The sequence below is a fragment of the Polynucleobacter sp. UK-FUSCHL-C3 genome (genome assembly GCF_040409815.1).
In the GTDB taxonomy this organism is placed as follows: domain Bacteria; phylum Pseudomonadota; class Gammaproteobacteria; order Burkholderiales; family Burkholderiaceae; genus Polynucleobacter.
This window is the reverse complement of the sequence record NZ_CP099959.1, coordinates 1704330-1723072: the sequence shown is the minus strand read 5'-3', so window position 1 is coordinate 1723072 and position 18743 is coordinate 1704330. Positions and strand designations below refer to the sequence as shown.

The 18743-nt window shown below is 45.6% G+C and carries 16 protein-coding genes; 6 read left to right on the top strand and 10 right to left on the bottom strand.

Annotated elements, in window-relative coordinates; genetic code table 11:
- Nucleotides 1-12: 12 nt before the first annotated feature.
- Both murU and NKE59_RS08715 read right to left on the bottom strand, forming a co-directional pair.
- A complete protein-coding gene (gene murU, locus NKE59_RS08720) occupies nucleotides 13-744 on the bottom strand; it encodes an N-acetylmuramate alpha-1-phosphate uridylyltransferase MurU (protein ID WP_353438594.1) in 732 nt (243 codons plus the stop codon).
- Nucleotides 741-1742 (bottom strand): phosphotransferase, encoded by a 1002-nt coding sequence (locus tag NKE59_RS08715; RefSeq protein WP_353438593.1) that lies wholly within the window; start codon nucleotides 1740-1742, stop codon nucleotides 741-743. The genes murU and NKE59_RS08715 overlap by 4 nt, the downstream gene beginning before the upstream one ends.
- Nucleotides 1743-1774: 32 nt before the next feature.
- Between NKE59_RS08715 and NKE59_RS08710 the strand changes: the two genes are divergently transcribed.
- Genes NKE59_RS08710 through rsmA form a run of 4 tightly spaced genes read left to right on the top strand, consistent with a single transcriptional unit; the run spans nucleotide 1775 to nucleotide 7568 of the window.
- Entirely contained in the window at nucleotides 1775-4369 is a 2595-nt protein-coding gene (locus tag NKE59_RS08710; protein ID WP_353438592.1) for an LPS-assembly protein LptD, read from the top strand.
- Nucleotides 4369-5811, top strand: coding sequence for a peptidylprolyl isomerase (locus NKE59_RS08705; protein WP_353438591.1), 1443 nt, complete (start codon nucleotides 4369-4371; stop codon nucleotides 5809-5811). Before NKE59_RS08710 ends, NKE59_RS08705 begins: the two co-directional genes overlap by 1 nt.
- Nucleotides 5795-6790, top strand: a complete 996-nt coding sequence (gene pdxA, locus NKE59_RS08700) for a 4-hydroxythreonine-4-phosphate dehydrogenase PdxA (protein WP_353438589.1) — start codon at nucleotides 5795-5797, stop codon at nucleotides 6788-6790. Before NKE59_RS08705 ends, pdxA begins: the two co-directional genes overlap by 17 nt.
- Nucleotides 6774-7568 (top strand): 16S rRNA (adenine(1518)-N(6)/adenine(1519)-N(6))-dimethyltransferase RsmA, encoded by a 795-nt coding sequence (gene rsmA, locus NKE59_RS08695; protein ID WP_353438588.1) that lies wholly within the window; start codon nucleotides 6774-6776, stop codon nucleotides 7566-7568. Before pdxA ends, rsmA begins: the two co-directional genes overlap by 17 nt.
- Nucleotides 7569-7582: 14 nt before the next feature.
- Here the strand turns inward: rsmA and NKE59_RS08690 are convergent, their stop codons facing one another.
- From NKE59_RS08690 to miaB, 8 genes are all read right to left on the bottom strand, one after another.
- Nucleotides 7583-8323 carry a lysophospholipid acyltransferase family protein gene (locus tag NKE59_RS08690; RefSeq protein ID WP_353438586.1) on the bottom strand — a complete coding sequence of 247 codons (741 nt, stop codon included), beginning with the start codon at nucleotides 8321-8323 and terminating at the stop codon, nucleotides 7583-7585.
- The gene (gmhB, locus tag NKE59_RS08685; RefSeq protein WP_353438585.1) at nucleotides 8320-8892 is read right to left on the bottom strand and encodes a D-glycero-beta-D-manno-heptose 1,7-bisphosphate 7-phosphatase; all 573 of its coding nucleotides are present in this window, start codon (nucleotides 8890-8892) and stop codon (nucleotides 8320-8322) included. The genes NKE59_RS08690 and gmhB overlap by 4 nt, the downstream gene beginning before the upstream one ends.
- On the bottom strand, nucleotides 8889-11033 hold the full coding sequence (gene glyS / locus NKE59_RS08680) for a glycine--tRNA ligase subunit beta (protein WP_353438584.1): 2145 nt from the start codon (nucleotides 11031-11033) through the stop codon (nucleotides 8889-8891). Before glyS ends, gmhB begins: the two co-directional genes overlap by 4 nt.
- Nucleotides 11034-11036: 3 nt before the next feature.
- Nucleotides 11037-11918, bottom strand: coding sequence for a glycine--tRNA ligase subunit alpha (gene glyQ / locus NKE59_RS08675; protein WP_353438583.1), 882 nt, complete (start codon nucleotides 11916-11918; stop codon nucleotides 11037-11039).
- Nucleotides 11919-12002: 84 nt separating this feature from the next.
- Nucleotides 12003-13523, bottom strand: a complete 1521-nt coding sequence (lnt, locus tag NKE59_RS08670) for an apolipoprotein N-acyltransferase (RefSeq protein WP_353438582.1) — start codon at nucleotides 13521-13523, stop codon at nucleotides 12003-12005.
- A complete protein-coding gene (locus NKE59_RS08665) occupies nucleotides 13524-14369 on the bottom strand; it encodes a transporter associated domain-containing protein (protein ID WP_353438581.1) in 846 nt (281 codons plus the stop codon).
- Nucleotides 14370-14426: 57 nt separating this feature from the next.
- Nucleotides 14427-14876, bottom strand: coding sequence for an rRNA maturation RNase YbeY (gene ybeY, locus NKE59_RS08660; RefSeq protein WP_353438580.1), 450 nt, complete (start codon nucleotides 14874-14876; stop codon nucleotides 14427-14429).
- A gap of 11 nt (nucleotides 14877-14887) precedes the next feature.
- Nucleotides 14888-16246 carry a tRNA (N6-isopentenyl adenosine(37)-C2)-methylthiotransferase MiaB gene (gene miaB / locus NKE59_RS08655; RefSeq protein WP_353438578.1) on the bottom strand — a complete coding sequence of 453 codons (1359 nt, stop codon included), beginning with the start codon at nucleotides 16244-16246 and terminating at the stop codon, nucleotides 14888-14890.
- A 135-nt stretch (nucleotides 16247-16381) separates the two neighbouring features.
- Here miaB and htpG point away from each other — a divergent pair, with 135 nt between their 5' ends.
- Entirely contained in the window at nucleotides 16382-18280 is a 1899-nt protein-coding gene (htpG, locus tag NKE59_RS08650) for a molecular chaperone HtpG (protein WP_353438577.1), read from the top strand.
- A gap of 10 nt (nucleotides 18281-18290) precedes the next feature.
- Nucleotides 18291-18677 carry an OsmC family protein gene (locus NKE59_RS08645; RefSeq protein ID WP_353438575.1) on the top strand — a complete coding sequence of 129 codons (387 nt, stop codon included), beginning with the start codon at nucleotides 18291-18293 and terminating at the stop codon, nucleotides 18675-18677.
- Nucleotides 18678-18743: the final 66 nt, after the last annotated feature.

Sequence of the window (18743 nt, the reverse complement as noted above, 5' to 3'; positions counted from 1 at the left end):
GCAATAGTCAGTTTATAGTTTATTAAGTTCAGCTAATCGTTCGGGGCTTCCTACATCGTGCCACGAACCCAGATATTTTTCACCAGAAACCCGATCATCTGCCATGGCCTTGCGCAATATGGGAGCCAATTTAGCGCTTTGCCCAGAAATGAGGCCCTTAAATAGGGTGTGGTGATAAATACCAATTCCAGAAAAAGTCAGTTTTGCACTCGTAGCCCCTGTATATCCATCATCTCTGACCATTGTTTGGTCGAGATAAAAGTCTCCATGCGGGTGTTGGGGTGGATTGGGAACCATAATCAGATGGGCCAATAATTGATCTTGGGAACGAAGCTCAAGAACTCGTTGGATTAAGCCCTGAATTGGAAACTGGGGGGTAAACACATCACCATTAATCACCAAGAAATAGTCATTAGCTCTAAGGAGTGGCAGTGCTTTACAGATACCACCCGCAGTCTCTAATGCTGATTCTTCTCGGGAATAAAAGATTTGAAGACCAAACTGCTTACCGGAGCCTAAGCTTGCCTCAATTTGTTCGCCTAACCAAGCATGATTAATGACGACCTGCGTAAGACCAGCTTTCGCTAGAGCTTCAAGATGCCAAGCCAGTAAGGATTTACCTTGAACCTGCAATAGTGGCTTAGGGATAGTATCGGTCAATGGCCGCATTCTTTCCCCACGTCCGGCTGCTAATACTAGGCATGGAATAGGATCAAAGTTATTTAACGCGGATGTAGCATTCATGATTTGTTTGTTTCTACTCGATCAAGAATACGTAATAGTGGCTTCAAAGCAATATAGCGAGTAGCAACCGCTCGTACATATTTCAGTACCAGCGGAATATCGTTCAAGTAATTCTCTTTACCATCGCGGTGATACAGTCGTGCAAAGATGCCAAGTATTTTGAGGTGTCGTTGTAATCCCATCCACTCAAAATCACGATAGAAATCTGCAAAGTCACTGGGAACCCCTAGACCTACCTTACGAGCCTTTTCCCAATAATCGATTAGAAAATCAATGACCTCTTCCTCCTGCCATTCAATATAAGCATCCCGCCAAAGCGAGACAGCATCGTATGTAATCGGTCCGTATAGCGCATCCTGAAAATCTAAGATCCCAGGATTATTATTCTCAGTGAGCATTAAATTACGCGAATGGTAGTCGCGATGCACATAGACTTGTGTTTGTGCCAAACTATTCTTTTTAATGAGAGCAAAGATTGATTTGAGTTCTACCCCCTCTTTTTGCCCTAACTGAATTTGGTGATGGCGCTTGAGGTACCACTCGTCAAATAAATCCATTTCACGTTGCAAGGTGGCTGCATCGTAAGGTGGCAGTACATTAGGTTTACTTGCTAACTGCATTTTGATGAGTGAATCACTCGCTTCGCCATAGAGTTGTTTGGCGTTCTTTAGATTAATGCCATGAAGATAGGTTTTTGTACCCAAATCACTTAATAACAAAAATCCCTCGGCTTGGTTTTCTGCCAAGACGATTGGCACATTGAGCCCAGCATTTTGGAGGAGTGTTGCTATCTGGATAAAAGGCCCCAATGTCTCTTTATCAGGGGGTGCATCCATCACAATCAGGGCAGAATGATGGGGCTGGATGCATTCAAGGCGGAAGTAGCGACGAAAGCTCGCATCGGCAGAGGCAGGCGCCAAAGTGGCGAGTTTAAGACCCCACCGATCCTTTTGGCTTTCTAGCCAGGCATTGATTTGCAGAAGGCGGTTATCAGGCATGATCGATTCGTATAATAAGGCTGTCTGGATCCATGAGTCATTATCGCCGTCGCGCCGGCACTAGCGCCCATCTTCTATCCGTAGAGGCCCCGCGCGCGTTCCTGGGCCTAGGTCTTTTGTCGTTTGTTCTTTGGTATGCCGAGCCAGTAAAGGGCCAAAATCTAGGCCCCGTGATTAATAGCATTACCCCATTATTGCCCTCACAGCAGCAGAATCAAACACAACAGCAATTACAAAATCAAGCGCCCACTCCGATTGGCGATCCACCAAGACCTCTGGCGGTCGGTTCTCTACCGACACCCACTTTAGTACCCAGTCGTGGAGAAGTGACAGTACTCAAGTTGGATGATCAGCTGCGACAAGGTAAGGCTATGCCAGATAACCAGGCTCTGACATTTAGCTTCAGCGATGAAATCGATGGCGTTGTAGACCGTGAAATGAAACTAAAAGGGCGCGCACAAATACGACGAAATACCACTATTCTTAAAGCCGATGAAATTATCTATGACCCGGATACCGATATTGCCGATTTAATTGGTAATGCACAGTTAATTAAAGACAACACCGAATTTTCTGGACCGCGGGCACGATTTAAGGTGGATGCTCGCCAGGGTGAAATGGATCGGCCTAGTTATGAACTACGGGATGTACGTGGTCGGGGGAAGGCAAGTAAATTAACGATTGAGACTGCCGATCTATTTGTATTTGATAAAGCAACATATACAACCTGTAGTCCAGAGAACTTAGATTGGTATTTCACGGCAAGTCGTGTGGAGATCGATCAGGAGCAAAAGGTAATGACCGGCAAGAACGGGGTCATGCGCTTTTTTGATGTGCCCATTATGTATGCACCTTATTTCAGTTTGCCAACCTCTAATCAACGGCGTTCTGGTTTGTTATCTCCAACCATCGGTTATAACTCCAATAATGGCTTGGATATTGCTCAGCCGTATTACGTGAACATTGCACCGAATCGTGACTTAACAATTACCCCGCGATTCATGAACCACCGAGGAACTCTCTTGGGGAGTGATTTTCGATATATCGATCCTAAATACTCAGGTACCCTAAGTGGGCAGTTTTTAAACTATGACAAAAAGATGGGTCGCGATCGTTGGAAATACGACTGGCAACAAAGACAACTGATTGCCCCAGCATGGAATGCCTATGCCAATATGAACAAGGTCTCAGATAGCTTCTATCCCATTGATTTCTCCTACGGAATTGGTGGAGCGGTCACTAATCAATTTAGACAAGAGCTCGGAACAAATTACGGCGGTATTAAGAACTGGAATTTCACGGCGCGCACATTGACCTTTCAGACCTTACAGCCAGACCCTACCGCACCCGTTACTTCTCCCTATAACATCCTGCCACAGATAGCGGCAAACTACAGTAATCGAGGTAATCTGAATACTCCAGGTTCGTATGCTGGAACATTTGGGCGTGGACCCGATTTAACGTTTGGCGCAGATTTCACACGATTCTCATACAACACCAATAACTTATACGCTCCTGCATCGGGCATACCACAGGGTGGAGCATTTAGTCAGGCAGACCGAACAATATTTAAGGGGAGTATTGCGATGCCACAGATTACCCCCGGCTACTATATAAAGCCGAAGTTAAGTTTTCAGGCCAGTCAATATTCGGCAGCCCTAGTTAATGCACCTGGAAGACAAATTAGTCAGCCTAATGCACCAGTGCAAGGGTTTGTACTGCCGACCTTAAGCCTAGATTCAGGATTAGCGTTTGAGCGCGATGCTACAGAAATGAAATGGTTCTTTGGTCGAGAGATGTTGGTTACGATGGAGCCCCGCGCTTTTTATGTTTACACCCCATTTCAAAGCCAGGCTCAGACGCCGCTCTTTGATACTGCTGATGCTGGTTTTGGGGTGACCCAAATCTTTAGTGAAAATACCTTTGTGGGTGGTGATCGCGTAGCGGACAGCAATAAATTAACCACCGGCCTAACTAGTCGAATTCTTGAGGCAAATACTGGTGCTGAGAGAGCAACAGTGACCTTAGCCCAACGTCAAGATTTTGCAGGTCAGCGCGTTGGTTTAAATGGCACGATTGCAAACCCAACACGCTATTCTGATACCTTAGGTGCCAGTACCATTCGTTTAATGGGCAATTTCAATGTGGATTTATTTGGTCAATACAATACGGAACTTAATCGCTTTGTTCAAAGTAGCATAGGCGCAGGTTGGCGACCAACACCAGGCCGCAGTCTTAATTTTGCTTATCGCAACGTCTGGAATCCGCCTGCTGCAGGTAGCAATTCCGGTGTTACAAGCACGGATCAATACAATGCATTTGGTGAATGGCCCGTATTCAAAAAATATCGTCTGCTCGGCCGTTGGGGCTACGATGCATTAATGGCAAAGACCTTAAATACTTTAGTGGGATTGCAATATGACGAGGACTGTTGGACGGCTCGGTTTGCCTACTCACAGGCACGCAATACCTCGCAGATCACCACCACCCAGGTACTTTTTCAATTAGAATTTAGAGGTTTTGGTAGTGTTGGAAACAATCCAGTGGATGTGATGCGACTGAATGTTCCTGGTTACCAACCCGTTGCAAAACCTTTACCACCATCACCATACGAAAACTATCAATAATGGCTTTGCATCGTATTAAATTGCTCCAACCAGCCTTTATTGGCATATCAAGCTGTTTGGTGTTAGTACTTGTATTTTTTGCTAGCAATTCCTATGCGCAGGTCAATCCATCAAATATTGAATTAAAGATCAGAAATATTGATGGGGTCGTTGCGGTTGTCAATACGGGAGTAGTAACTCGCAAAGAGATTGATGATCGTATTGCGTCACTCCAAAAACAGGGCTCCACTGGGGGTAAGAAACTACCAGAGGGTGAAGAATTGCGTAAACAGGTTCTCGAAAACTTGATTCTGGAAAAAATACAAATTCAGGAAGCAGATCAGACCGGCTTAGCTGTTTCTAATAAAGACCTCAACAAGATCATTGAAGATATTGCTGTTCGTAATAAATTAAGCTTGGCTGATTTTAGGCAAGCAATTATTAAAACTGGGATTAGCTTTGAGCGGTATAGTGAATTGCTGCGTGAGGATGTTTTAAAGTCACGCTTGCGAGAGCGTGAGGTAGATTCACAAATAAAAATCTCAGATGCTGAAATCGATAACTTTATTGTCGAGCAAATGCAGCGGCGAGGCACTGATACTGGCGCTGCACGTGCCTCGGGACCCGAGGAAATTGCGGTCGCCCAAATTTTCATACCTGTAGAGGAGGGTGCGGGACCTAGTGCCCAGGCAGATGCCAGAAAAAAAGCGGAGTCGATCTTAAAAGAGGCTCGTGGCGACGCTGATTTTATGCAATTAGGCGCTCAGGCTAATAAAGAGAATTCTAAAATCAAGTTCCAAGATTTAGGTTATCGGACGCAAGATCGCTTACCCCAAATTTTTGTAGAGACGGTTCGTAATTTAGGCCCAGGCCAAGTTGCATCTTCTGTAATTCGAAGCCCCGCAGGATTTCATGTGCTCAAAGTGATGGACCGACGGAGCTCTGGGTCAGGAGCGCGCGCTGCAAGTAATGCCAACCCTCTTGATACCACACCGCAAAATATGATGGTTACTCAAACTCTAGCGCGACATATTTTGATACGACAACGTCAAGGCTTGCAGGATGCGGATGTTGAGCGCCGCTTACTCAGATATCGAGATCAAATCCGAGCAAAGACTGCAGATTTTGACTCTCTGGCAAAGAAATTTTCAGAGGACGGCTCGGCTCAAAATGGCGGTGTTTTGGGCTGGATGGGTCCGGGCGATCTTGTACCTCCTTTTGAGATTGCCATGAACCGTTTGCAAATTGGCGAAGTCAGCGATCCAGTTAAGACTGAATTTGGATGGCATTTAATTCAGGTAATGGAGCGACGCGATGCGCAGCTGACGGTTGAGAAGCAACGGGAGTTTGCGCGTGCAGCGATCCGAGAACGTAAATTTGAGCAGGCTTATCAAGACTGGTTGCGACAGTTACGCGATACGGCAACAGTCAAAATTTTGAACGTGGATGAACAGTACCGTTAAGTTAGCAATTAGTACTGGTGAGCCTGCCGGTATAGGGCCAGAGGTATCGATTGCGGCTGCAAACGCATTTATTGCAGATAATCCTCATACCAAAATTACTCTCTATGGTGATCGAAGTCTGCTGCAATCTCAAAGCTTAGTAAGCCAAATTCAGATTGCGCACATCCCGCTCATCAAGCCAAACCAAATTGGTAGGCTTAATCCAGAAAATGCCCCCTATGTTCTTTCTGTAATTCAAGGGTCCAGTGAAGCCTGCCGTTCAGGAGTGTATGACGCTTTGATAACAGCCCCCGTTCAGAAAAGTATATTAAGCAGACCCTCGATAGAATTTAGCGGGCATACCGAGTTCTTGGCCCAACTAGATGGCAAAGACCAAGTTGTCATGATGTTGTGTGGGGAGATATCAGATCCTAAGAGCGAGGATAAGAAATCATTTCCATTAAGAGTAGCTTTGGCGAGCACGCATTTACCAATCCAACAAGTGGCCCAATCGATTCAATACAAGTCTTTATTGCAAACCATTCGTATTATTCATACTGATCTACAAACCCGCTTTGGTATTGCTAGCCCCATCATTATGGTGACTGGTTTAAATCCCCATGCCGGAGAAGATGGACATTTAGGGCGAGAAGAAATTGACACGATTATCCCAGCGATCAATGCAGCGCAGGTTGAAGGGATCAAGATATCTGGACCATTTCCAGCCGACACGCTTTTTAATCCAGCTCGTTTACAGGTTGCTGATGCCGTATTGGCCATGTATCACGATCAAGGCTTAGCCCCCTTCAAGTTTGCAACGTTTACCGAGGGTGTGAACGTGACTTTGGGTCTTTCTTATATTCGCACCTCAGTGGATCATGGCACTGCACTGGATATTGCTGGACACGATAAGGCAGATTGGCACAGTATGTACGCCGCACTCAACTTAGCCCAAGAGCTCACCTTAAGACAGAAGCGTTTTAATGCATCAGGCACGTAAGCGATTTGGGCAGAACTTTCTAACCGATGGCAGCATTGTTTCGGGTATTGTCCGTGCCCTAGCTCCCGAATCAAACATCCATCTCTTAGAAATTGGTCCTGGTTTGGGAGCCTTAACATTACCACTGCTCTCTCAGGTAGACCATCTGGATGTTCTTGAAATCGATCGTGACCTGGTAAGTTATTGGCAGGAGCAAAAGCAGAAGCAAGCTTTAATTGGTTTAAATATCATCGAGGGCGATGCGCTTGAATTTGACTTTCTATCCTGGGCTCAGCGGGGTAAAGAGGCGAAGCAACGCAGTTGCATCATCGGTAATCTGCCATATAACATCTCTTCACCACTACTTTTTCATTTGATCTCAGCAGCGCCTTGGATCGATGAGCAGGTTTTTATGTTGCAAGCCGAGGTGGTTGAACGAATTACAGCGGCAGCAGGTGATTCTGAATACAGTCGTTTATCAGTCATGCTTCAAGCGCGCTACTATGTAGAACAAATCATGAATGTACCACCGGAGGCCTTTGAGCCTAAACCTAAGGTGAACTCAGCAGTAGTCCGCATGATCCCGCGCCGTGATTTTGATTTAACGGCAAAGGAATGGGACGCCTTAAGCAAGATCGTAGCGATGGCATTTGCACAACGACGTAAAATGCTGCGCAGTAACTTACATGCCTTCCAAGCAGAGTTAAACCTTTCTGATGAAGAGCTGAGAGCAAGAGCGCAAGAGATTACGGTTAGACGTTACATTGAATGGGCCAAAGTCTTGGCCCGATCATCCTGAAAAACTGAGCAGGACTAGTTGGCATTATAGGACTCGGGGTCAATCCGACGCATCTCACCCTCAATCCAAGACTCAACCTCTGTATGCAATTGATCACCAGATTTTCCATGCGACGGGATCGCAGGTCCAATAGAAACAGTAATGAGGCCAGGGTACTTCAAGAAACTATTACGGGGCCAGAAATGACCGGCATTATGAGCAACAGGAAGCACCGTCGCCTGGGTCAAGCCTGCAAGTCGAGCGCCACCCTTGCGATAGGGCTTATGGGAGCCAACAGGTGTGCGCGTTCCTTCTGGAAACAAAATAATCCATTTGCCTGCTTGTAAACGTGCCTTTCCTTGATTGGTGACCGAGATTGCGGAACTCTCTTTAGCCGAGCGATTGATATGAATCATATTGAGTAATCCCATGACCCAGCCAAAGAACGGAATCCATAGGAGCTCACGTTTAAACACATAGCAAAGATCTTTTGGGAAAAGATTTAAATAGGCAATGGTTTCCCAAGCAGATTGATGCTTGCTAAGGATCACCACCGCTTGGTCACGTACTGCATTGGCATGCTCCATACCAAGTACCTGATAACGAACTCCACAAAAGAACTCCAGAAAGAAAATAATACTTTTCCCCCAGAACTGAATCAGCTGATAGCGCTGATGTTCGTTGAGAAAGGGGAAGCTCACTAAGCAAAAAACGGCATAGGGCGGCGTATATAGAACGAGGCTTAAAAAGAACAAGAGGGATCGTAGCCAGATCATGATGTTGATAGGATGTATTTTGTAAAAGCCATTAGATCAGCATGAGTCTTGGTGCCTTCGGGTAACTCAGCATCTTTGACCTTATGGCCCTTGCCAGTTAGGACAAGATGGGGCGATGCTCCTAATTTAGTACCTGCAACAAGATCGCGAAGAGAGTCGCCAACAATCGAAATATTCTTTAAGGGCAAATCCAGATTAGCGCGATCCTTAAGATACCGTTTGGCAATTTCTTGCATGAGCCCCGACTTTGGTTTGCGGCACTCGCAAAGATCCTCATCAACATGGGGGCAAAAGAAAATCCCATCAATCCTGCCGCCAAGGGGCTTGAGTAAATCGATCATTTTTTGATGCATCGCGTGTAACTCAGAAAGCGAGTAAAGGCCTCGAGCAATCCCTGATTGATTAGTAGCAATCGTTAAAACATATCCTGCCTGTGAGAGCAAAGCAATCGCATCTAAGCTATTGGGGATCGGTATCCACTCATCTCTAGATTTAACGTAGTCATCGCGATCTTCATTGATTACCCCATCGCGATCTAAAATAATGAGCTTACTTGTCTTTGGACTCATGCAAGTTTGCCGATATCGGCTACTAGATTCATTTTCTGATGTAACTGGCTTAAAAGGGCAATACGGTTTTGCCGAAGTTGCAGATCATCATCCATCACCATTACATCGGCAAAAAATTGATCAATAGGTTGACTAAGGACTGCAAGACTCTGCAGTAAAGTCATAAATTCTTGACTCTTAAACTGCTGATCTAGTTTTGGGCTTAGAGTCTCTAAAGCCTTATAAAGATTCGCCTCTGCGGGAAGACGCAGTAGCTGAACTTGCACATTTTGAGCTGGTTGACCCTCAATCTTTTTCAGAAGATTACTAATACGCTTATTGGCCGCTGCTAATTGGGCAGCTTCACTTAGTTGTGTAAATCCACGAATAGCCTGTAAACGCTTGGGCAGATCATTTAGCTTACCCGGGTTCATGCTCAAAATCGACTCAATTTCTGGGGCTGTAAAGTGAGCATCCCCGAGTAATTGATCCCTGAGGTAAGTTTTTAATCGCTCTAGAAAAAATTGATAGATGGCTTCGTTATCAATTTCATTCTTAAGTGAAAGACCGACAAATTGTTTCTTGGCCATTGCGATTAATACTTTGAGATCTAAGGCCAAATTCTTTTCGATAAGAAGCCGGCAGATTCCTAGAGCATGGCGACGAAGGGCAAATGGATCCTTATCACCTGTTGGTACTAAGCCTACTCCCCAAATCCCGACAATGGTCTCTAATTTATCGGCAATGGCAAGAGTGGTGCCAACCATGGTTTGTGGAAGAGCATCACCGGCAAAACGTGGCAAGTAATGTTCATAGCAAGCTGCAGCAACATCCGGATGTTCTAGATCTGCCAAAGCGTAGTATTGCCCCATCACCCCTTGAAGCTCTGGAAATTCGCCAACCATATCACTAAGTAAATCGGTTTTGGCAACTTCGGCAGCCCGACCAACTATTTTGGGATCGATAGCAATCCCAGTTTCGTCCACTTGTTTAGCAATCTCACCAGCCAGAGCTCGTACACGCTCCATCCGCTGTAATTGATTACCTAGTTGATTGTGATAAACCACCTTAGCCAGATCGGGGATGCGAGACTCTAAAGAACGCTTCTGATCTTGTTGAAAGAAAAAGCGCGCATCGGATAGTCGGGGTCTAATAACGCGCTCATTTCCGGAGATAATTCCTTCAGGTCGATCGGTTACGATATTAGACACAATCAAAAAGCGGTTCTTCAACTTACCAGTACCGTCTGTTAAAGCAAAATACTTTTGATTGGTTTGCATGGTCAGGATCAGGCACTCTTGCGGAATATTTAAAAATTCAGGATCAAAGTGACAGGTATAGATCGCAGGATATTCAACCAGGGCAGTGACCTCATCCAGCAGAGAATCTGGCATGAGTACTTGGTCGGACTTCACTGCGTTTATTAAGTCAGTCTCAATGAGTTGGCGTCGTTTAGTAAATGAAGCAATTACCTTACCTTCGCGCTCAAGTGCTTGTTCATAATCGACGGCAGACTGAATGGCAATTGGGCCAGAAGACATAAAGCGATGACCCTCAGTAGTGTTGCTTGCTGTAATACCGAAGGCTTGAATGGGAAGCACATGAGAGCCATGGATCGCAACAATACGATGAACGGGTCTTGCAAACTCAACATCCTGAACGCTGCCATTTGCATCGTTTACTTGGTAATGCATCATTTTGGCAATCGGTAATTGCTTGATTGCTTCTTCAATAGCCTTTTGAAGACTACTTTGTAGATCTGCCCCTTTAGCAGTAACGTTGAGGTAAAGAGCCTCATTCTTACCCTCACCACTTTTTTCTAACTGCTCAATAGTGGTGTTGGCATAACCCAGGCTCGCCAGTTTCTTTTGTAGAGGCGCACTTGCTTGACCATTTTCGTCAAATGCAATTGAGGTGGGTAAGAGTTTCTCACGCACAGGATAGTCCGGAGCTTGCTCTAGAACTGCGCTGATTAATACTGCGAGTCGTCGTGGGCTAGCAAAGGATTGGCTAGTGGCTGATTGATTGACTAAGTGATCCTGGCTAAGGCATTGAAAAACAGATTGTGCAAAGGAGTCCCCTAAGCGCTTGAGCGACTTGGGAGGTAACTCTTCAGTAAAGAGCTCGACTAATAAGGCGTCATGTTTCATGGTGTGAGGCATGCCTTAAGTAGATCTCTTCTGGAGCATAGGAAAGCCAAGCTGTTCACGAGACTCAAAATAGGCTTGAGCAACCGACCGTGACAAATTACGAATACGTCCGATATAGGCGGCGCGCTCGGTCACCGATATGGCGCCACGTGCATCGAGCAAGTTAAAGGTATGTGCTGCTTTAAGCACCATCTCATAAGCAGGGAGCGCTAATGAAAGCTCCATTAAGCGTTTTGCTTCGCTTTCATAATTACTGAAGTTACCAAAGAGCATCTCAGTGTTGGAGTGTTCAAAGTTATAGCGCGATTGCTCGACTTCATTTTGATGATAAACATCGCCATAGGACACGCCATCGGTCCACACCAAATCAAAAACGTTTGAACAGTTTTGTAAATACATCGCCAAGCGCTCAATTCCATAGGTGATCTCGCCGAGAACAGGCTTGCAATCCAAACCGCCTACTTGCTGAAAGTAGGTAAATTGGGTTACTTCCATACCATTTAGCCAAACTTCCCAGCCAAGACCCCAGGCGCCTAAAGTAGGATTTTCCCAATCGTCTTCGACAAAGCGGATATCGTTTTGGTTTAGATCCAAACCCAATGCTCTCAAAGACCCTAGGTATAAATCCAAAATATTTTCAGGGGCAGGTTTGAGAACCACTTGATATTGATAGTAGTGTTGCAGTCGATTGGGGTTCTCACCATAGCGTCCGTCTTTAGGACGGCGTGATGGTTGAACATAAGCAGCTTTCCATGGCTCAGGCCCAATGGCGCGCAAGAAGGTGGCTGTATGGGAGGTGCCAGCACCAACCTCTAGGTCAATCGGTTGCAAGAGCGCGCAGCCCTGCCGATCCCAGTAGTCTTGAAGCTTAAGAATGATTTGCTGAAACGTTAGCATGCCAAGTCGACGAGTTTAGTAATTACGATATTAAGACCTTGATTTTACTCGGCAAAGAATGGTCGGGCTCAAAAGAACCCTTTCTTACTTTCGAAATCGTAGGTAAGCGCTTAGCAATAGAAAAAGAGAGGCTAATAAGATTGGCCAATTGCCCCAAATCACATAAGGGGTCTGCCCTGCATATGGCTGCACCAACCCAGTGAGCTCCCCTTGTACAAATTGATCTAAGGCGGTCTGTACCTCACCGCGATGATCAATGATGGCTGTAATCCCAGTATTGGTCGCTCGTAAACTGGGTAAGCCTGTTTCGATGGAGCGTAATTGTGAAAGGCGTAATTGTTGCATCGGCGCCTGCGATTGCCCAAACCAGGCCAAGTTAGTGACATTGATTAAAAGATTGACCGGGTTTTGGCTCTGGCGTAGGCGACTGACGATCTCATTGCCAAAAATATCCTCATAGCAAATAGAGATAGCAGCATAGCGTGCTTTACTGGGATCCTGATCGCGTCCTAGAACAGTAAATGGAGCCTGCGAAAATGAACCTCTTGCAAAATTACTCATGGGCACTTTGAAGGCATCGACAAACCATTGAAAGCCCGGCGGGATAAATTCTCCAAAGGGAACGAGATGATATTTATCGTAGTGGTATCGGCTTTGATCTTTCGTAAAGCCACTGACTCGATTGGAGTAACGGAAACTTTTTTCATCTATCGATACCTTACCAATCAGACCTAATAAAACTTGACTACCTGATTGATTGGCAAAGTTTTGAATTTGCTCAAGAGATTGATCGGGTAAATCGTGTTCAGGCCACGGGAAAGCGGTTTCAGGAACAATAATCAAATCAGCAGGCGCTTTCATAATGGTATCTCGATAAAAATCGATCTGCCGCAAAATTTCCTTGGGATTGAACTTCAGACTTTGCTCAAAGTTACCCTGAATCAGACGAACGGAAATGGCTGATCCACTTGGACTTGTGAACTGCCACATTCCCAATATCTGTGTGATAGCGATCACACTTAGGACAGCAAGCGCATTACGGATCTTTAATAGACTAATTTGCCAAGATGCCCAAACAACTAAGAAGGTACATGCGAGTCCACCCAGGTAAGGGGCAATTTGTATAAAGGGGCCATGCACTTGTGACTCTGCAAGACCCATCCAAGGAAATCCCGTGAACAACTGACCGCGTAAGTATTCCGCCATCACCCAGGCGGATGGTAAGGCAAGACCACGCCAGAGGGGATTGGTAATGAGCAGTCCACAACCAAAGGCGAGGCCAACATAAATCGCCATCAGACCTGCTAGAGCAAAGACGGCAAAAGAGGATAGCAACGTAGACATCCCTCCTACATCATGGAGACTGATATAGATCCACCACAGGGCAACGATGAAGTAACCTAGACCAAAAATCAAGCCCTGATTAAAAAGGCGGACCAGTGTTTGCTCGGCCCCTTTGGCACAGACGCGCCACACAAAGGCCAATAAAAGGATGTGGATGTATCCACTTAAGGGTAATTCACTCGAGATTGCTAGTAGTGCTCCAGCAGCGAACAGTAAAGCAAGATGAATCAGAGGAAGCGATCTGACGGTGCTTACCGACAATTAGGCCTCGGTCGGACTATTTGGATTAGGCAAAATACGACGCATGAGAAGAATATGAACCTGTCTTGGGTCAGCGCGTTGAACCTCAAACTCAAATTCATTTACTCGAACCCGCTCCCCAAATTTGGGAACCCGCCCAAGGTGTTGTATCACTAAACCAGCAACAGTCTCGACATCGTCCGCCTCAAATTGAGTATTTAAATCCTCATTTAATTGCTCTAGCTCTGTTATTCCTTTAATTCGATAATCACCATTTTTTAGAACGGTAATGTTGTCGGCATCCTCATCAATGTCATGCTCATCTTCGATATCACCCACAATTTGTTCAATCACGTCTTCAATCGTGATCATGCCAGCAACGCCACTATATTCATCAACCACAATGGCCAGATGATTGCGATTATTACGAAAGTCTTTTAATAAGATGCTCAAACGCTTTGACTCCGGAATAAAGACAGCGGGGCGCAACCAATCACGGATTTGAAAATCCTTCTCGGTAAAGTGACGCAATAGGTCTTTGGCCAACAGAATGCCAATTACTTGATCACGGCTACCCTCAAAGACCGGAAAACGTGAATGCCCTGTTTTAACAACATCCGCAATGATCTGCGGTAGGGGAGAACTGACATCGATCCAATCTATTTGGGCTCTTGGTAAGAGAATATCCCGCGCTGATAGCTCGCCCACCTGAAAGACCCCTTCGATCATCGAGAGGGCGTCAGCATCCATCAAACCATCAATCTGTGCCTCTCGCAGAGTTTCTATTAACTCCTTGCGTTGAGCCTTGGGATCAGAGGGTTGGACAGAGAAAAACGCACTTAAGCGATCAATCAAGCTATTTGACATAGATTAGACATAGCATAAAACATTTTGATGACAAGACCCTATTGAAGAAAACTGTTATTAATAGGGATTGGCAAAGCCGATAGAAGCCAGTAACTTGACTTCAAGGGCCTCCATTTTCTTTGTTTGGGCCGCATTCATATGGTCATGACCCTGGGCATGCAGACAGCCATGAATGAGTAAATGCGCTAAATGGGCCTTCAATAACTTACCTTGCTCTTTTGCTTCTTGGCGCACAATCGGCATACACAAAACGATATCAGCATCAATTGCTTCACCCTTGTTGTGATAAGGAAAAGTAAGGACATTGGTTGGTTTATCAAAGCCCCGAAAGAACAGATTTAGATCGTGCGCCTCTGCTTTATTGATAAACCGAATCGTAATACGAGCAGGTTTTGTAAAACACTTTCTGGACCATTGGCTAAGCTCTGTCTCGGAGGCGATCGACATCATTTGGGTTTGTAGTGCAGAACTTGCATATTGCAGTTCGATGGATGGTAATTTAGGCATGGATCTTTTCTTCAGGCGGGCACATAAGCAAGTTCGCCACGCAGGGTATGTTTAAGAACTTCGGTGACCTTGACATCTAACATCTCTCCGATCCAGCTATCTGCTTGGGGGTGAGCGACATCATTGGGGGGAATGAGGATATTAATCACGCGGTTGTTTTCAGTGCGACCTAAGAGATGGGCGCCATCGCGCGTGAATCCCTCAATCAAAACACGCTCTGTTTTATCTAACATGGCCTTGCTAACCACAAGTGCTTGCGCATCAATTTGAGCAATGAGGCGCTGTAAGCGTTTGAGTTTGATCGCGTAGGGAGTGTCATCCATTAAATTGGCTGCAGGGGTTCCTGGGCGGGGACTAAATATAAAGGAGTAGCTATTATCAAAATTGAGCTCCACCACCATATCCATTAATTTTTCAAAGTCAGCATCGGTCTCACCAGGAAAGCCCACGATAAAGTCGCTGGATAAAGACAGATTAGGACGTACAGCGCGCATCTTACGAATGATGCTCTTGAACTCCAGTGCGGTATAGCCACGCTTCATCGCAGCAAGAATGGTGTCAGAGGCATGTTGAACGGGGAGGTGTAAATGGCTAACCAGTTGAGGCACTTTGTCATAGACATCGATTAATCGCTGTGTGAACTCTTTGGGGTGGCTGGTCGTAAACCGAATCCGATCAAGCCCTGGGATTTCAGACATGTACTCGAGAAGCAGGGCAAAGTCAGCAATCTCCTTGCTATTGCCCATCGTCCCGCGATACGCATTGACGTTTTGTCCAAGCAGGGTAATTTCTTTTACGCCTTGTTCGGTAAGACCAACTATTTCAGTGAGAACATCTTCAAAGGGCCGTGACACTTCCTCGCCACGCGTATAGGGAACCACGCAATAGCTACAGTATTTGGAGCAACCCTCCATGATGGATACAAAGGCAGAGCCCCGTGTTTGACGCGAACGAGGGAGGTGATCGAATTTCTCAATCTCTGGAAACGAAATATCTACTTGGGATTTACCAGTTTCTAGTCGTTTAGCAATTAAATCAGGAAGGCGATGTAAGGTTTGTGGGCCAAAGACAAAGTCAACATGGGGCGCACGGTTCACAATTTGCTTGCCCTCTTGGCTGGCAACACAACCACCAACCCCAATGAGCAAATTAGGCTTATTTTGTTTGAGCTCACGCAGACGCCCTAAATCAGAAAAGACTTTTTCTTGGGCTTTCTCGCGAATAGAACAGGTGTTGAGCAAGATGACATCTGCTTCTTCGATGTCACTAGTATTACTCATGCCTTCGGATGAATGGAGTACATCGGCCATTTTTTCCGAATCGTACTCATTCATTTGACAACCAAATGTTTTGATATAAAGCTTTTTCATGTGCCGATCTCAGGTTTATAGCTGGGGGCTAGGCTAGATTGTAGTCGAAGCGCCCATATGGAGGGCTTGTCTAGGGGCTTGAAATTGGGCAATCAGTCCCCATATAAGTCGTATCCATTAATACTGAGGTAAGCCATGACTATGCAAAAAGAAACCCTAGGATTTCAGGCAGAAGTAAAGCAGCTTTTACAGCTGATGATCCACTCCCTTTATTCCAATAAAGAAATTTTCTTACGTGAGTTAATTTCAAATGCTTCCGATGCGGCAGATAAGCTCCGATTCGAGGCTATTAACCATGCCGATTGGTACGAATCTGATCCTGAGCTCAAAATTCAGATCAGCTTTAATAAAGAAGCGAGAACCGTCACCATTGCCGATAACGGAATTGGGATGAGCCGCGATGAAGTGATTGCCAACTTAGGAACGATTGCCCGCTCTGGAACGAAAGAATTCTTTTCTAAGCTTTCGGGTGACGATCAAAAAGATGCTGCATTAATTGGGCAGTTTGGAGTGGGTTTCTATTCGGCATTTATTGTTGCTGACAACATCGTGGTTCAGACCCGTCGCGCAGGCTTACCTGCTAGCGAAGGAGTACGTTGGGAATCTCAAGGGGCTGGCGAGTTCACGATTGAAACCATCAATCGACCTGAGCGGGGAACGTCGATTACCCTACATTTGCGAGAGGAAGAAGATGAGCTCCTCTCAAGCTGGAAACTCAAATCCATTATTCGGAAATACTCGGATCATATTTCCCTGCCCATTCAGATGCAAAAAGAAGAGTGGGATGAGGGCAAAAAAGAGCAGGTGCAAAAGGATGAATTTGAGAACATTAATCAAGCGACTGCATTGTGGGCGAGACCAAAATCGGAGTTAACGGAAGAGCAATACAAAGAGTTCTACAAACATATCTCCCATGACTTTCAGGATCCCTTAACCTATTCGCATAATCGCGTAGAAGGGCGTAGCGAGTTTACTCAACTCTTATTTATTCCTAAGAAGGCAGGTTTTGATCTCTGGGATCGCAATAAGCGTAACAGTATTAAGCTCTATGTAAAGCGCGTATTTATTATGGATGACGCAGAGCAGTTAATGCCTACTTACCTGCGTTTTGTTTCTGGAGTGATTGACTCCGCCGACTTGCCTCTCAATGTATCCCGCGAGATTTTGCAAGAGTCGCGAGACGTTAAAGCGATTCGTGAGAGCTCCACGAAGCGTGTCTTAGGTATGTTGGAGGATTTGGCGAATAGTGAAGATGCGAGCAAGAAGCAACAATATGCCGAGTTCTGGCAAGAGTTTGGCCAAGTATTAAAAGAAGGGATTGGTGAGGACAGCGGCAATCAAGAGCGCATAGCTAAATTAGCACGTTTTGCTAGTACCCATTCAGACTCAGCTGAGCAAACAGTTTCTTTGGCTGACTATGTCAGTCGTATGAAAGAGGGCCAAGACAAAATCTATTACGTAACAGGTGATTCTTACACTGCCGCTAAGAACAGTCCTCATCTAGAGATCTTCCGCAAGAAAGGTGTTGAGGTTTTACTTCTATCCGACCGGGTTGATGAGTGGATGCTTTCATTCTTCCCAGAATTTGAGGGTAAATCACTGGTATCCGTAGCCAAGGGTGGCTTAGATCTCGGCGCTCTGGCTGATGAGGCGGAGAAGAAGGAGCAGAAAGAAACGGAAGAGCAATACAAAGATTTGATCGAGCGTATGAAGAAGACATTGGATAGCAAGGTGAAAGATGTTCGTATTACCTTCCGTCTAACTGATTCCCCAGCATGCTTGGTGGCGGATGAGCATGAGCTCTCCGGAAATTTATTGCGTATGCTTAAGGCTGCGGGACAGCAAGCCCCAGATACAAAACCTATTTTAGAAATTAATCCTCAGCATCCTTTGGTGCTCAAACTAAAATACGAGGACAAGCAATTCGATGACTGGGCAACGATTTTGTTTGATCAAGCGCTCCTTGCGGAGGGCGGGCAATTACAAGACCCGGCTGCATTTGTGAAGCGGATTAATCAGATGTTATTGGCATAAAGGAAACGCTATGAGAGCAGTCGTATCTCGTTTTGGTAGTGGTCATTTTCAACAAGCTCTAGAGGTTGGATCAGATCATTTTGTTTCCGATGTCGATCGAGAAAAGGGCGGAAATTCAACCGGGCCATCCCCTCATGAATACTTGGGCTCGGCTTTAGCCGCTTGCACAGGAATGACTTTGAAGATGTATGCAGGAAGAAAATCCTGGGATCTTCAGGATGCGATCGTGACCGTTGATATCCTGCGAGCAGATGAAGTGGAAATCTTTAAACGCACCATTCAATTGCTTGGCAATATCGATGCGGAGCAGAGGGAGCGCCTCCTGGAAATTGCCAACAAGTGCCCCGTTCATAAGGCGCTTGCAGGCAAGATCGAGATTCAAACAATCCTCAATTAAAACGCACCAAATAGGTGCATTTCAGGCTAGTCTCAAGCCCCTAAACATTAATAATTAGCAAAATAT